Below are 12,224 nucleotides of genomic sequence, written 5' to 3'. Positions count from 1 at the left end.
TTTATTCCAACCTTGACTGAGATTAAATCATCTGGCGAATTGGCGGATGCAGCTTCCTCCTAACGCCGTTGATCTTACTGGATCTTTTAACTGATCTTGTTTTCATTCCACGGCGCAGTCCCCGTTTCCTTTCAACGCGAGACGCTACCTTGCGAATCACGGTCAGTTGAGCGGAACGCGCATCAGTCTACTGGTCACAGAAATCGGCGGCGCTGCTAGCGATCTTGCGGGCTGAACCAGAGGACACGATCTGCGTACACTAAGTAGGTTGTTGATCAACAGGGCCGGGGCAATGCATGAGAGAATCGGGCGGTCTCCGATCGGTCGGTCTAAATCAATGAAACAGGGCTCAGGGAGAGAAACAGGTGCGCTTCCAGTCAGGCAAATACGAGGGAAAGACTACGGAGGAGGTGCTGCTCAAGTATCCGGACTGGGCGCGCTGGAATACGCAAAACTATCGTGAGGCTAAGCACTCAAGAGAGTTCGGTGCGCTGGCAAAGAAGTTTACGGCCAAGCCCTACGTGATCGACTGCGCCAGCACGCACTGCGGTAATAAAGCCACAAGGGCAAGTGCGTATCGAGGTAGTGGCGACTTGATGTTTTGGTGCGATGGCTGCAACCCGAGCCAGTCAGGAGCAGAGCCGTCGAAGTTGAAGATCGTGAAGACGATCGGCGATGTATTGAACCACGTGGAGTACACTATGGATGCTAGCCGCAGCTGGGCTAGGACAATGGTGCGGTCCTTGGCGGAAGCAAAGGGACTTCCAAAGCGAGTCGGTGAAAAGCAGGCTCTCGCGTTCTTCCGATAGCTGAACAATGCAGAAGAATTCGCGACTTCCGGTCGGGCAAGACGCCCGTCAGCGCAGGTTAGCGCATTTAAGGCCAGGCGTTCGCCGGACCTAGCGAAAGAAGTTTGACGGCGACTGAACCGCTAAATTGGGGAACACGATGGAAGGGTTTGGAATTGTATTTCAGTCGGTAGGGGCGATCCTGCTTATGTACTCGCAGTTTGAGATGAACCGGACGGTTTCGCTGTGGCTGCAATCACTTGACCTAGCAATTTATCAGGTCGTGAGCGGTTCGGACATCACTCGAATCCGCGGGATCGATATGCACTGGGGTCGTGATCTGCAGCGGGATAAGTGGCTCGCGCTATTCGGCTGGCTGTTTTTCGTTGGCGGCTATTTGCTGCTTATCTGGCACGTCGTCAACGTCAAGGCGTGACAATTCTTTCGTCTATCACGTCTCTGCGTGCTTAGTGAGTTCGATGTCCGTGCTGGCTGCTCCCGTATGCTTGCGCCAACGCGCTTCATCGCTGCTCTGGTAAAGGTCGCACTGATGATAGGCCTTTGGATTGTGGGATGGAGCAACTTTTTATGGGTTATGGAGGCCCGTAAAGTGCTGAGGCGACTCGGGGGAGGACTGCTATGTCGATAATCGACTCCAAATACGAAGCGGAAGAGAACGACCAGTTTGCACAATCGCGGAGTCATGAGGCATCAAAGATAGCCTATGACTTCAGCAAGTCTTCGGCTCAAGCCTGCTTAGTCATCAATGGTGGTGCCGCGACTGCTGTAATTGCCTTGGTGGGTAAGAGCGATGTCAGCAACGTTCGCGTGATTGGTTGGTGTCTGGTGCTGTATGCGGTCGGAGTGGCTGCCGGTGCCTTTATGATGTTCGCCTCGATGCGAATGGCCGACCACTGGAATTACTTCTGGTACCACATGTCCTATACCGGCGAAGAGGAGCGCGGTCGGCAGCATGAAAAACATGCCAGCAGATGGGACAATGGTGTGAGAAGCTCGTTCGGGCTTTCGATCGTCTGTTTCATCGTGGCCAGCATTATACTTTCATACTCGCTGACCGCCAAGATCACTGCAGGACTTTCGGCAGCACCATGATGATCTGAACGTCGCACTTGACGATGGAGGCGGCGATGATGGAGATGTGCAGGGCAAAATTGTCCTAGATCTCGGCAGCGGTCTCCTCATCCTTGGCATAGACGAAGAGGATATCGCCATGCGGCTGATCGCCGGGGTCGGCAGCTGCGCTGCCCGCTCTGCTCGTCCACTTTTTCGGCTGGCGGGTGGGTCTCATGGTGCGAACTAGGAGGCAGAAGCTGGCCGCGCGTAGCAACGTGGAGCACGTCGTGGACCAGGTAACCGATCCACCAAAGTCCAAAGCGAGATCAATAACGCTTGGCGGAGGGTAGATCCGCCATGGTGCCGCTGCGCGTCAGGGACGTCAGCGCGCCGCTGCGCGCGCTCGCTAATGGGCACGATTCTTACGCTAGACCCGCAATCGCTTCATCGAAATGGACGGAGGCAGCTAATATTGTGGCGTTGAAGGGTCCGAGACCCTGTCGTAAGCAACCGCCGTTTCATTGATCTGGCCTCGATTCTACGTTCGGTGTAACAGGTCAGGGACCCCCAGACCGCATGCCTCGGGGACTAGATGGAAGGCCCATAATCGTCACGCGGCTCTTGAGCAAGCTAGTTGAAGGCGGTGAGGTCGTGAAGTCCGGAGACAATAGACAGGCGTAATAAAGGCCTTAACGTGATCTTAGGGAACGGGGACTGAGGATCGCGCTTTGGGGCCACACGGCGGTTGCGTCGTCCGCAGGACGCCTGAAATCGACGGGTTTAAATCTATCTAAGTCAGGCTGAGCTGCCTCGAATATGCTCTCCCGCTTCTCATCGCCCCAAAGCTCTGCACGCGCTTTCAACTTCGCCTTGTTGACGCCGTGACGCTCCCAAAACAAGGGAGAATTGACTCTGAGCGGCACGGGGTTGCCTTTGTCATCCCGCTTGAACGGCTGCCCGGTGTCGAAGGAGAGGAGGGTATCCGAACGCCTGCCATGCCTATCGCAATAATGATAGTGCCAGCCGACGACGTCGTGACGTTCACCGTGCAGCACGGCATCCGGGAAGCCTCTGACCTTTAGATAGAGGACTAGGCCAGGATCGTGCCTTAACGCGACGGTGCGAACGTGTTCAACGTACCCCCTAAGGATGGGGCGGACGTCGTCGACCACATGGATGGGTACGAATTCGTCGCCTGAGTCATTGCGTTCTTGCTCATACAGCAAGCCAAGTTCGCTCAATCCATCCAGAACCTCATTTAGCTCTGGGCAATCCCAAACGAATCCGGGGGCAGGAGTCACAAGCGTGCCCTTCGAGTCTATTTGGGAAAATTCCGAACGAATGTGGCCGAACGTTCGAATGTCGGAGAGAATGCCAAGCGTGACACGGCTCTCCTTGGCGATCTCGGAGCCTTGCAAGTAGGCGCGAGGAAACGTTTCGTATTTCGGCATCTGGTTTCTTCCGGCCAACCGTGCAATCGACCGTGCAGCATGGCACGATGCGTCGGCCTCAGCTGGCCGCTCGAGCTTTTGGCAGCCGCCCCACAGCTACGTTTATTGTTTCGATGAGACGTGAGCTTGCGGTGGAGCTGCATGCTTGATCAGTTCGGCGAGATCGTTCGGGTCAATGGACATAGGAACCAAAATGGCAGTTCGTTCGATGGTTGTAAATGGCGAAGCCGCTACTTCGAACTCTCCGAGATTCTAGGCGATGCGAAAAAAGGTTGTCAGTCCAAGGGCCAGCTTATTGCGGCTTTCCCCGCTGTTGTTGAGCGTGTCTTGCCGGAACTGTTTCTCGAAACGATTACTGGGCACCTTGGCGTCTTGGTCGGTGTACCGCTTGCAGCTTTGGTCAACATTACTCGCCGGCTGTGGCGGTAGCCACGCGCTGAAATCTATCCCATGAACAGCGGCCGATACCCAATGTGTCGGATGCGATACGGCAGTTGATCGAAATCGGATTGATGGCGCCACGGGCGAAGGATCGCGACTGAAGCGCCAACGTTCACTTTGGCGGATGAGACTGGCCAAAGTACTCGCCCAGGCCGGCCAGAAGACCACCGCTCGGCAACGGAGGCGGCTTCAACGTTTTAAGCGCGTCCGATAAATAATCGGCCAACCGATGATACATGAACATCTTCAAAGTCGGGGCGAGAGTAGGGGAAGGTAGCTTCAGAGATATGCCCGTGACGTCTTCAACAATTTTCCCGTTGCCTTGCTGCTCTTCGGCGAGGATGTCCTGAAGCGTTCGGTGCATGTTCCGAACGTTATGCGCGTAGCGGTTCCTCACCCTGGCGACGCCTTCGATAAATCGGACTTGATCCGGTCGGAGCAGACCCAAACCTTTCGCTAGCGCCACTTTCCCCGTGCGTCCTGAGATGCTCAGCCGCGCAACAAACCCTTGGAAGCTCTCTTCGCTTTCGTCTTGCGACGTCACACCAAAAACCGACCGTGGCCGGCGCGTGGAGATTAGGTCATTCAACATCGGCTCGATGACCGCATAGGTCTTCACCGTTGCGACGTAATCCGGATCGTGCAGGATCGATGAGATCGTTGCGGTCGGAACCTCTAAATATTGCTCCGCGGCGGTCACACTCTTTTCGACCTCCGCGGCGTACTTTGGCCACCAGACGTCGAAGGGTTCTTTGGCGGGCTCCGTGATAAGGCTTTCGGGAATTGCCCCGGAGATCGGCTGCTTTGGCATTCTGCTCTCGAATCGAACCGTCATGCGTTTGTAGCATATGGATATAGTGGCCCGGTTTGCGCACGTGGGGCAGGGCGTGGGTCAAACCGTAGAAAATCAAAATAGCACAACAATTCCAGTGCCCTTCGGTTGACACCCCTTCCGCCAGTATGATCCGACCGGGGTCTGTTGGTTGGGCTTTCCCGGGCAGGTGATCGGTGAATCAGACGTCCAATCCAACCGCGCTCGACAAGCTGAAGCTCCGCATTCACGCGTTGCGCGCCAAGACGATCGCCAATGGCTGCACCGAGGACGAGGCGCTGTCGGCCGCCGCCAAGGTCGCCGAGCTGCTGGATCGCCACGATCTGTCGCTCTCCGACGTCGAGCTGCGCGCCTCGCCGTGCGAACGGAGGGTCTTTGAGACCCATCGCAAGAAGCGCATTCCCCTGGACGACTGCATCGGCGCGATCGCTCATTTCTGCGATTGCCGGGTCTGGCGCGAGAAGAACGCGGCGGGCGAGAGCAGCTATGTGTTCTTCGGTCTCGGCGCGGATGTCGAGGTCGCGCATTATCTGGCCGAATTGATCGACGGCGCCGTGCGCGCCGAGCTCGGCCGCTTCAAGACCTCGGTCGACTACAGCAGGTTCCGGCACCAGGAGCGCCATCTGGCCAATGCCTCCTTCGCGCTCGGGATGGTGGCATCAGTCGCGGACAGGCTGCTGGCGATCAAGGCCAGTCGCGATCAGGTCAACGAAAGCACCGGCCGCGGGCTGGTCGTCCTCAAGACCTCGGTGGTCGATGCGGAATTCGACAAGCTCGACCTCAGGATCCGAACCCAGCGCAGCACCAGCCGCATGGTGTCGATGACGGCCTATGAAGCCGGCGGCGCCGCCGGCGCGTCGCTGGCCATCAATCCCGGCCTTGGCGGGTCGCAGTCGGGGACCGCTCCCAAAGGAAGCTGAACGCCCAGGCTTTCGATTGACGGTAGGGGCCCTGGGGCACGGCAAGCGATCGTCAAATCCGCGAGCCTGGGGGCAAGTGACGATGCGCCGATCGATTTCGGAATAATGGCATTATGCCACTGTTTTGCCCGACGGGTCAAATGGGTTTTGATCCGAAACGGATCGGCTACTGTGCATGGGGTTGTTTTCGAATTTTTGTTGGAGAAGCCCGCGGGCAGGCGGCCGGGCCGAATTCCCTCTTGGAAGGCCGCCGGCAGATTGAGGTTTTCGGGCCATTATGTCCTCAACGAGCGGGACATTCCGGTTGGCTCACGCCGGCCGGACGGTTCGACTCATGGAACTCCTTTGGAACTCTTTTGCCGTGTCCGCGTTGTCGGTTCATGACTGAAGACGTTTCCTACCGACGCAAACCCCTGACCCCCGAACAGCGCCAGGCGCGCGATGCGGTGCGCCGCATCGAGGCCGAAAAGGCCATGCGCGATCACGAAGAGGCGCAGAAGCAGTTTTATGCCAACAAGGAGCGGCTGAAGGCCGAACGCCTTGCGCGTGAACAGGCGGACGCGAAGGGCTGACCATACGTGGTCGGTCGCGCCGGCAATTTTCGGTGCCTAAAGCATGATCCGGAAAAGTGCGAAGCGGTTTTCCGAAAAGATCATGCTCAAACAAGAACCTGAAGCGCGATGACGATTCATCCCAATCTCATCGCGCTTTAGTGCCGGCTGGGAATGCGCGTCGCGCTTAAGGCATGCTTGAGCGCGTGGACGGCGCCTGCCAATGCCCCACGCGGCGGTTGCGCCTCGATGGCTTCGGCCGCCATCCGACAATCGTCGGCGACCTTGAGCAGCCCGCTACGCGCGAGATCCATGGTGGAGAGGGCGGCCTGCTCCAGGCAGACCCGTTCAAGCCTTCGAAACTCCCGCAGCTCTCTGTTCATGCGTCGGCTCTCGATGTCCCCCGCGCCATGCGGCGCTGAGTCTGCTTAACAAATGGTTAACATCCCGCCCTAGCCGTCCTGGCTGGCGCGGAGCTGGAGCGTGCGGTGCACAGCCCGGTCCGCGGCAGCAGCTGCGGGCTTGACGCCATTTGGCTTCCGCCGGAAGCTTCAAATGTGCCTAAACTGACGTGAACACGGAGACGTTCGCTTCCAGCCAGTCCGATCCCATCAGCGACAACGCAATGGAGCTGACCATGACCACGTTCGACAAGCGCGAGCAGGGCTTTGAGGCCAAATTCGCCCACGACGAGGAACTCATGTTCAAGGCCACGGCCCGATCCAACAAGCTGCTCGGGCTCTGGGCTGCAAGCCAGCTTGGCCTCGGCGGCGATGCTGCGGCCGGTTATGCAACGGCGCTGGTAACGGACCATCTGGAGCACCAGACGATGGACGAGGTCCTGGACAAGGTGTCAGGCGATCTTGCCGCCAGGGGTGTGGCGCGCGAGCAGGTCGCGGCCAAGCTTCAGGAATGCCTGCACCAGGCGTTGCAGCAACTCGAAGCGGACAAGTGAGACAAGCCTGCCTTTGACCTCACTCCGCATGCTTCCGCGTCCCGGAATCGCTGAGCCTGTCGACATAGGCTATGCCGATCGCCGAGACGACGAAGGTGAGGTGAATCAGCACCTGCCACATCACGCCGGTCTCGGTATAGCCGGCCCGGTTCGAACCGAGATTGCCGGCCTCGATGAAGGTCCGGAGCAGCGCGATCGAGGAAATGCCGATGATGGCCATGGCGAGCTTGATCTTCAGGACGCTCGCATTGACGTGGCCGAGCCATTCCGGCTCGTCAGGATGGCCCTGGAGGTCGAGCCGCGAGACAAATGTCTCGTAGCCGCCGACGATGACCATCACCAGCAGGTTGGAGATCATCACGACGTCGATCAACGCGAGCACGCTCATCATGATCTGCTGCTCGGTGAGATCGAGGGCGTGCCAGGAGAGATGCCAGAGCTCCTTGAGGAACAGTGCGATGTAGACGCATTGCGCCACGATCAGCCCGAGATACAACGGCAGTTGCAGCCAGCGCGAGCCGAAGATGATCATCGGCAGCAGGGCCAGGCGCGGCAAGGGCGGGCGGGGCTCGGCGCGAAGGTCCGACTTGGGTCCAGGCTCAACCGACATTCAGGCAACATCCTCGCATCGAGAGATCTCGCTGTCGTGTAACCCGGCACGATGGCCGGCGGAAGACGCGATGCGTTCCGGGGACCGTGCCGTTTCGTGCTAACGTGCCGGGCAGCCGTCGTGCGGCGACCTGACGGGGAGGAGTCGCATCGTGTTTTGGAGCGGTTTTGGCAAATGGCCCGGCGCGATCGCGCTCGCTGCCGCGATCCTGGCTTGTGCAAGCGGCGCAGAGGTGTCGGCGACGCCGCTGACGCCGTTTCGCTACGAGGCGCTGGCGCAGCGTCATTGCCCGCACGACCAGGTGGTCTGGCTCGATTTCAGGAAGGGCGTCTACTACGGCAAAGGCCAGAAGCGGTACGGCCAAGGCTCCGACGGCAGCTTCGTCTGCCTGAACGAGGCCCGCGACAGCTCCTATCGCCGCTCGCTATTGGGCCTGCGCTGAGCGGCCCTGCTCGGGAAGTTCGTGGACGCCGGCTATTTCTGACCAGGCAGCTTTACCGGCACATGCGCGGATGTGCTGATGACCCGGGGACTTCCGTCAGGATAGGTGCGGTCGCCGCGGATCAGCGATTCAAGAACCAGGAAAAATTTCTCAGCAAGCATTTGCGTCACCTTCGTTGGTGATGGCCTCTTGAAATGCGTCGAGGCGCCGAACGCAAGAATTCAATCAACTAAATGGGAGCGCGGTAATCCAAATCGGATCCCATGCTGCATCGCGGTTTAGTTGTGTTTGAAATAAGGAAAGTGATGGTAGTGGTGCTCAGCCGAAGGCCAACGCCACGAGGCTCGAGCAGAGCAGGAACAGGCCGCCGGCGGTCAATGCCAGGAAGCTGTCGGATACGAGGTCATGGTTGCGCATGGGACACCTGCCGCTCTCGTCTTCGATGCTCGATCGGATCGATTAAGATTGTCCGAACGTGCCGTCTTGAAAGAGGTGATGCTTGCCGCCCGCGCGAGTGCCTCAGGCCCTCGTGCGGTAACCTTCAAACGCATGGGCCAGGAATATGCCCGCGCTTACCAAACCCATCAGTGCCGAAACCGTCTCGATCATCGTCCAATTCCATTCCGCCCTGTGCGCGAGAAAGCGCGTGCGGCCTTGCACAGTCAAAAGAATTCCAGTGCGCGGCTCGACAATGGGAGTGGAGTGAGGATTCGGCGCAACAGAACGTCCAGCGGTGGCACAGAGCAGGGTGCCTGTGCTCCGTAGATCAACGGGGAGAAAGCGAACGCCCCGTTTACCATGCCGGAGTGATCGCTGCGGGCTCCCCATTTCCGCCGTGTTCGGGTTGCGTTATCCTTACTGCTTCCGACGCGGTGGTGGGCCGCCTCGGATTGAAGAACCGGACAGCGCTCCCCGTAACCAAGCGGGTTGGGTACGCCTCCGGCAAAGTGGTATTTGGGGCGCATGGGGATCCGACGGTCAGATTCGGTTTTGCGGGCCGCGCGCGGTTTTGCCGCGGTCGCGACCTGCCTCGCGCTCGCCAATTGCGCGTCCTCCGGTAAATTCGCCAGCCGCGTCGATCCGAAATACGGCGTGTCCTCGAGCCCCCGGGTCGTGGCTTTGGGCGATCCTGTCCCGAAGGGCGGCGGCACCTACCGCGTCGGCAAGCCCTATGTGGTCGCCGGGCGAACCTACGTGCCCGAGGAGGACGTCAACTACCGTGCCGAGGGCATGGCATCTTGGTACGGCGACGATTTCCACGGCCGCCTGACCGCCAATGGCGAAGTGTTCGACATGGGCTCGCTGACCGCGGCGCATCCGACCCTGCCGATGCCGTCCTATGCCCGGGTAACCAACATGTCGAACGGCAAGTCCCTGATCGTCCGCGTCAACGACCGCGGGCCCTATCACGGCAACCGGCTCATCGACGTCTCGAACAAAGCCGCCGAACTGCTTGAATTCAAAGGCAATGGCGTCGCCAAGGTCCGTGTCGAATATGTCGGTCGGGCGCCCCTCGAGGGCTCTGATGACCGCCAGCTGATGGCCACCTTGCGCACCGGCGTCCCGGCGCCGTCACCCTCCATGGTCCGGGTCGCCTCCGCCAGGCCGTTCGTGCCGGAATTGCCGTCGTCGAACCGCGGCGCCATACGTGGCGAGGTTCCGATGCCGGAGGGACGTCCCTACAGTCTCGGCAATACGACCGCCGACATGGCTTCGCTCAATGCGACTTCGGAGATGTCGGCCTCGAGCCGCAGCCGGGGCCGGGCGCTCCAGAACGCGCGCGCCGTGTCCTATGACGAAGATGGCCGCTACGCGGCCGGGAGCGCGGCGTCCGCCGCCTACGTCTCCGATGGCGGCGCTGCCGAGGCTCGCGGGATCCTGAGCGGCCGCGGCCTCTACTAAACGACACCAGGCGGGCAAGACCGGCTGGCTGCGCGGCACGGCAGACTCGCCATTGTTGGCAGGGATCAGAACGGGATGCGCGCCCGTCCCGTGAAGGTCCATATCTGCGTGTTGCCGCCGATGCCGCCGAGCTCGGCACCGAAGCCGACCGTAGATCCGCCCGCAAGCCGGGCGCCAATGCCGCCGGTAACGCGCGCCGACCAGCCCTGAAGCAGTGGTGTGGATGCCAGCGGAATACCGCCGGCGGCAACGATCGCCGCCGCGTCGTCCTGGGTGAAATAGTAGTCGGCATAGACGCCGGCAAAGGGCATCAGCAGCACGCTATCGAGCCACGGTATGGGGTAGGAGACCCTGTTGCCGGCCGAGGCGCGGCCGCTGGAGAAGGTCCGCGCCGCCTGCTGGGTGCCGAGGGAATCGACATAGGCGTTTTCCCGCTCCCACAACGCGTAGACCTTCGCGGACGGCTCGACGTTGAAATTGGCCCAGCGGTAGCTGCCGGTGAAGCCGGTGGCGAACATCCAGCGATTGCCGTTGAAATTGCCTTGGGCCGTGCCGGCGGTGCCGTCATAGCCGATGCCCGAATAGGTCACCGCCGCGTCGTAGCGGAGCGTCGGGATGATCTTCCAGCCGAGATAGGCGCCGACGGTCCGACACGCAGCCCACCCAGGCGATCGTCTGGTGTATCGCCTATGCGGGAATGTTTCCGTCCTTCTCCTGAACGATATCGAGTGCGCGACGGCATGATTGACGGCGCGGCGCTACACATCGTCCCGGACGATCCGGCTCTGCGGCTTCGGCCCGCAGGGCCGCTCGACGAGCCTTTCATCCGGCGTCTCTTCGAGGAGGTGCGGACGGGGCAATTCACCGCGACCGGATTGCCGGGCCCGATCGTCAGCCAGATCATCGCGCAACAATTCCGCAGCCAGGCGGCCGGCTATGCCGCGCAATTTCCGGGCGCGGTATCGCTGATCGTGACACGCAACGGCACCGCGATCGGCCGGCTGCTGCTCCATTGCGCAAGCGAGCGCTGGCACATCGTGGACGTCGCGCTGCTGTCGGCTGATTGCGGTCACGGCGCCGGGACGAAGATCATCGACGCTCTCGCAGCCGGCGCGCGGCAGCAGGGTATCGCAGCGCTGACGCTCACGGTACTTGCGAACAATGTGGCCGCGCGCCGGTTTTACCTGCGGCACGGCTTCATAGAGACGCGGCGGGCAGGTAATGCGCACATCGCTATGAGAAGGGACCTGGCTTAGCGCGCGGCCGCCTCGCGCAGGAATTTTAGCAACGCAGCGTTGACCTCGTCGGGCCGCTCCTGCTGCACCCAATGGCCCGCACCCTCGATGATCAGCTTTCGCGTCAGATTGGGCAGCACGCGCTCGAGTTCGTTGACGCGCTTGGCCCCGATCAGGCCGGTGATGACGGCGTCTTTCGAGCCGGCGATGAACAGCGAGGGCTGGTGGATCTGCGCGTCCTGCCAGGGCGCCGTCAGCTCCCAGTTGCGATCGAGGTTGCGATACCAGTTCAACCCGCCGCGGAAGCCGGAGTTGCGGAAGGTCTCGGTGAAATAGGCCAGGTCGGTCTCGCTGAGCCAGTCCGGCAACGGTTCCTCGGTTGTCGCGTGGCCGAGGAATCCCTTGCCTTCCTGAACGAACATGGCCGCGGAGGGATCGGCAAGACCGCGGCCGCCGAGCACGATGCGCATGGTGCGGGCGACGTCGCGCTCGAACTCGGCTTCGGCAACGCCGGGCGTCTGGAAATACTGCCAGTAGAAATTGGTGACGCCGCCCTGACGCAGTAGGTCGAGCGGCTTGCCGCGACCGCGGAATGGCGGCGGCACGCTGAGGCCCGCCACCGCCGTGAAGATGTCGGGCCGGAACAGCGCCGCGTGCCAGGCCACCGGCGCCCCCCAATCGTGACCGACCACCATGGCCTTGCTCTCGCCAAGCGCCTGCACCAGGCCGACGATGTCACCGACCGTGTCGAAGATCGAATAGGCGCTCACATCAGACGGCGCCGCGCTCTGGCCGTAGCCGCGCATGTCAGGGGCGACGACGTGAAACCCGGCGGCCGCCATTGCCGGGATCTGGTGGCGCCAGGAATAGGACAATTCCGGCCAGCCATGGCACAGCACCACCAGCGGTCCCTGGCCGGCCTCGCGGATGAACAGATCGATCCCGTTGGCCTTGATCACGCGGGTGGAGGACATCGCTTTTCCGCCTTGTTTCAGGGGTTTGGTCAGCAAATATGAGGTGCCA

The 12,224-nt window shown here is 60.7% G+C and carries 18 protein-coding genes; 10 read left to right on the top strand and 8 right to left on the bottom strand.

What is annotated here, in order from left to right; genetic code table 11:
* The first annotated feature begins 365 nt into the window (after positions 1 to 365).
* The 3 genes from OC450_RS14980 to OC450_RS14970 all read left to right on the top strand — a co-directional run bounded on the left by OC450_RS14980 (position 366) and on the right by OC450_RS14970 (position 1,901).
* On the top strand, positions 366 to 809 hold the full coding sequence (locus tag OC450_RS14980) for a hypothetical protein (RefSeq protein ID WP_262048177.1): 444 nt from the start codon (positions 366 to 368) through the stop codon (positions 807 to 809).
* Between the two features lie 139 nt (positions 810 to 948).
* Positions 949 to 1,224, top strand: a complete 276-nt coding sequence (locus OC450_RS14975; RefSeq protein ID WP_262048176.1) for a hypothetical protein — start codon at positions 949 to 951, stop codon at positions 1,222 to 1,224.
* 203 nt (positions 1,225 to 1,427) lie between these two features.
* Positions 1,428 to 1,901, top strand: coding sequence for a hypothetical protein (locus OC450_RS14970; RefSeq protein ID WP_262048175.1), 474 nt, complete (start codon positions 1,428 to 1,430; stop codon positions 1,899 to 1,901).
* A gap of 64 nt (positions 1,902 to 1,965) precedes the next feature.
* Here OC450_RS14970 and OC450_RS14965 read toward each other — a convergent pair whose 3' ends face one another.
* Both OC450_RS14965 and OC450_RS14960 read right to left on the bottom strand, forming a co-directional pair.
* Positions 1,966 to 2,097 (bottom strand): hypothetical protein, encoded by a 132-nt coding sequence (locus OC450_RS14965; protein ID WP_262048174.1) that lies wholly within the window; start codon positions 2,095 to 2,097, stop codon positions 1,966 to 1,968.
* 454 nt (positions 2,098 to 2,551) lie between these two features.
* Positions 2,552 to 3,313, bottom strand: a complete 762-nt coding sequence (locus tag OC450_RS14960) for a hypothetical protein (RefSeq protein ID WP_262048173.1) — start codon at positions 3,311 to 3,313, stop codon at positions 2,552 to 2,554.
* 141 nt (positions 3,314 to 3,454) lie between these two features.
* Here OC450_RS14960 and OC450_RS14955 point away from each other — a divergent pair, with 141 nt between their 5' ends.
* Entirely contained in the window at positions 3,455 to 3,742 is a 288-nt protein-coding gene (locus OC450_RS14955; protein ID WP_262048172.1) for a hypothetical protein, read from the top strand.
* 124 nt (positions 3,743 to 3,866) lie between these two features.
* On the opposite strand, the gene OC450_RS14950 is transcribed toward OC450_RS14955, so the two are convergent.
* The gene (locus OC450_RS14950) at positions 3,867 to 4,565 is read right to left on the bottom strand and encodes a hypothetical protein (RefSeq protein WP_262048171.1); all 699 of its coding nucleotides are present in this window, start codon (positions 4,563 to 4,565) and stop codon (positions 3,867 to 3,869) included.
* 197 nt (positions 4,566 to 4,762) lie between these two features.
* Here OC450_RS14950 and OC450_RS14945 point away from each other — a divergent pair, with 197 nt between their 5' ends.
* Positions 4,763 to 5,506 carry a DUF2786 domain-containing protein gene (locus tag OC450_RS14945; RefSeq protein ID WP_262048170.1) on the top strand — a complete coding sequence of 248 codons (744 nt, stop codon included), beginning with the start codon at positions 4,763 to 4,765 and terminating at the stop codon, positions 5,504 to 5,506.
* A 380-nt stretch (positions 5,507 to 5,886) separates the two neighbouring features.
* Positions 5,887 to 6,078, top strand: coding sequence for a hypothetical protein (locus OC450_RS14940; RefSeq protein WP_262048205.1), 192 nt, complete (start codon positions 5,887 to 5,889; stop codon positions 6,076 to 6,078).
* A 137-nt stretch (positions 6,079 to 6,215) separates the two neighbouring features.
* Here the strand turns inward: OC450_RS14940 and OC450_RS14935 are convergent, their stop codons facing one another.
* On the bottom strand, positions 6,216 to 6,440 hold the full coding sequence (locus tag OC450_RS14935; RefSeq protein ID WP_211386455.1) for a hypothetical protein: 225 nt from the start codon (positions 6,438 to 6,440) through the stop codon (positions 6,216 to 6,218).
* A gap of 254 nt (positions 6,441 to 6,694) precedes the next feature.
* On the opposite strand from OC450_RS14935, the gene OC450_RS14930 reads away from it, so the two are divergent.
* The gene (locus OC450_RS14930) at positions 6,695 to 7,012 is read left to right on the top strand and encodes a DUF1476 domain-containing protein (protein ID WP_211386456.1); all 318 of its coding nucleotides are present in this window, start codon (positions 6,695 to 6,697) and stop codon (positions 7,010 to 7,012) included.
* Between the two features lie 19 nt (positions 7,013 to 7,031).
* On the opposite strand, the gene OC450_RS14925 is transcribed toward OC450_RS14930, so the two are convergent.
* On the bottom strand, positions 7,032 to 7,622 hold the full coding sequence (locus tag OC450_RS14925) for a TIGR00645 family protein (protein ID WP_211386457.1): 591 nt from the start codon (positions 7,620 to 7,622) through the stop codon (positions 7,032 to 7,034).
* Between the two features lie 151 nt (positions 7,623 to 7,773).
* On the opposite strand from OC450_RS14925, the gene OC450_RS14920 reads away from it, so the two are divergent.
* Positions 7,774 to 8,064, top strand: coding sequence for a hypothetical protein (locus OC450_RS14920; RefSeq protein ID WP_262048169.1), 291 nt, complete (start codon positions 7,774 to 7,776; stop codon positions 8,062 to 8,064).
* 32 nt (positions 8,065 to 8,096) lie between these two features.
* Here the strand turns inward: OC450_RS14920 and OC450_RS14915 are convergent, their stop codons facing one another.
* The gene (locus tag OC450_RS14915; RefSeq protein WP_008132129.1) at positions 8,097 to 8,225 is read right to left on the bottom strand and encodes a hypothetical protein; all 129 of its coding nucleotides are present in this window, start codon (positions 8,223 to 8,225) and stop codon (positions 8,097 to 8,099) included.
* An 802-nt stretch (positions 8,226 to 9,027) separates the two neighbouring features.
* Between OC450_RS14915 and OC450_RS14910 the strand changes: the two genes are divergently transcribed.
* The gene (locus tag OC450_RS14910) at positions 9,028 to 9,966 is read left to right on the top strand and encodes a septal ring lytic transglycosylase RlpA family protein (RefSeq protein WP_262048168.1); all 939 of its coding nucleotides are present in this window, start codon (positions 9,028 to 9,030) and stop codon (positions 9,964 to 9,966) included.
* Between the two features lie 65 nt (positions 9,967 to 10,031).
* Here the strand turns inward: OC450_RS14910 and OC450_RS14905 are convergent, their stop codons facing one another.
* The gene (locus OC450_RS14905) at positions 10,032 to 10,556 is read right to left on the bottom strand and encodes a hypothetical protein (protein WP_349643116.1); all 525 of its coding nucleotides are present in this window, start codon (positions 10,554 to 10,556) and stop codon (positions 10,032 to 10,034) included.
* A gap of 138 nt (positions 10,557 to 10,694) precedes the next feature.
* On the opposite strand from OC450_RS14905, the gene OC450_RS14900 reads away from it, so the two are divergent.
* A complete protein-coding gene (locus tag OC450_RS14900; protein ID WP_262048167.1) occupies positions 10,695 to 11,222 on the top strand; it encodes a GNAT family N-acetyltransferase in 528 nt (175 codons plus the stop codon).
* Here OC450_RS14900 and OC450_RS14895 read toward each other — a convergent pair.
* Entirely contained in the window at positions 11,219 to 12,175 is a 957-nt protein-coding gene (locus tag OC450_RS14895; RefSeq protein ID WP_262048166.1) for an alpha/beta fold hydrolase, read from the bottom strand. The genes OC450_RS14900 and OC450_RS14895 overlap by 4 nt on opposite strands.
* Positions 12,176 to 12,224: the final 49 nt, after the last annotated feature.

The organism is Bradyrhizobium sp. Bra78, assembly GCF_024519855.1.
GTDB lineage: Bacteria > Pseudomonadota > Alphaproteobacteria > Rhizobiales > Xanthobacteraceae > Bradyrhizobium > Bradyrhizobium japonicum_G.
Note: the sequence above shows the minus strand (reverse complement) of the source record. Positions and strands in the feature narration are given on the sequence as shown.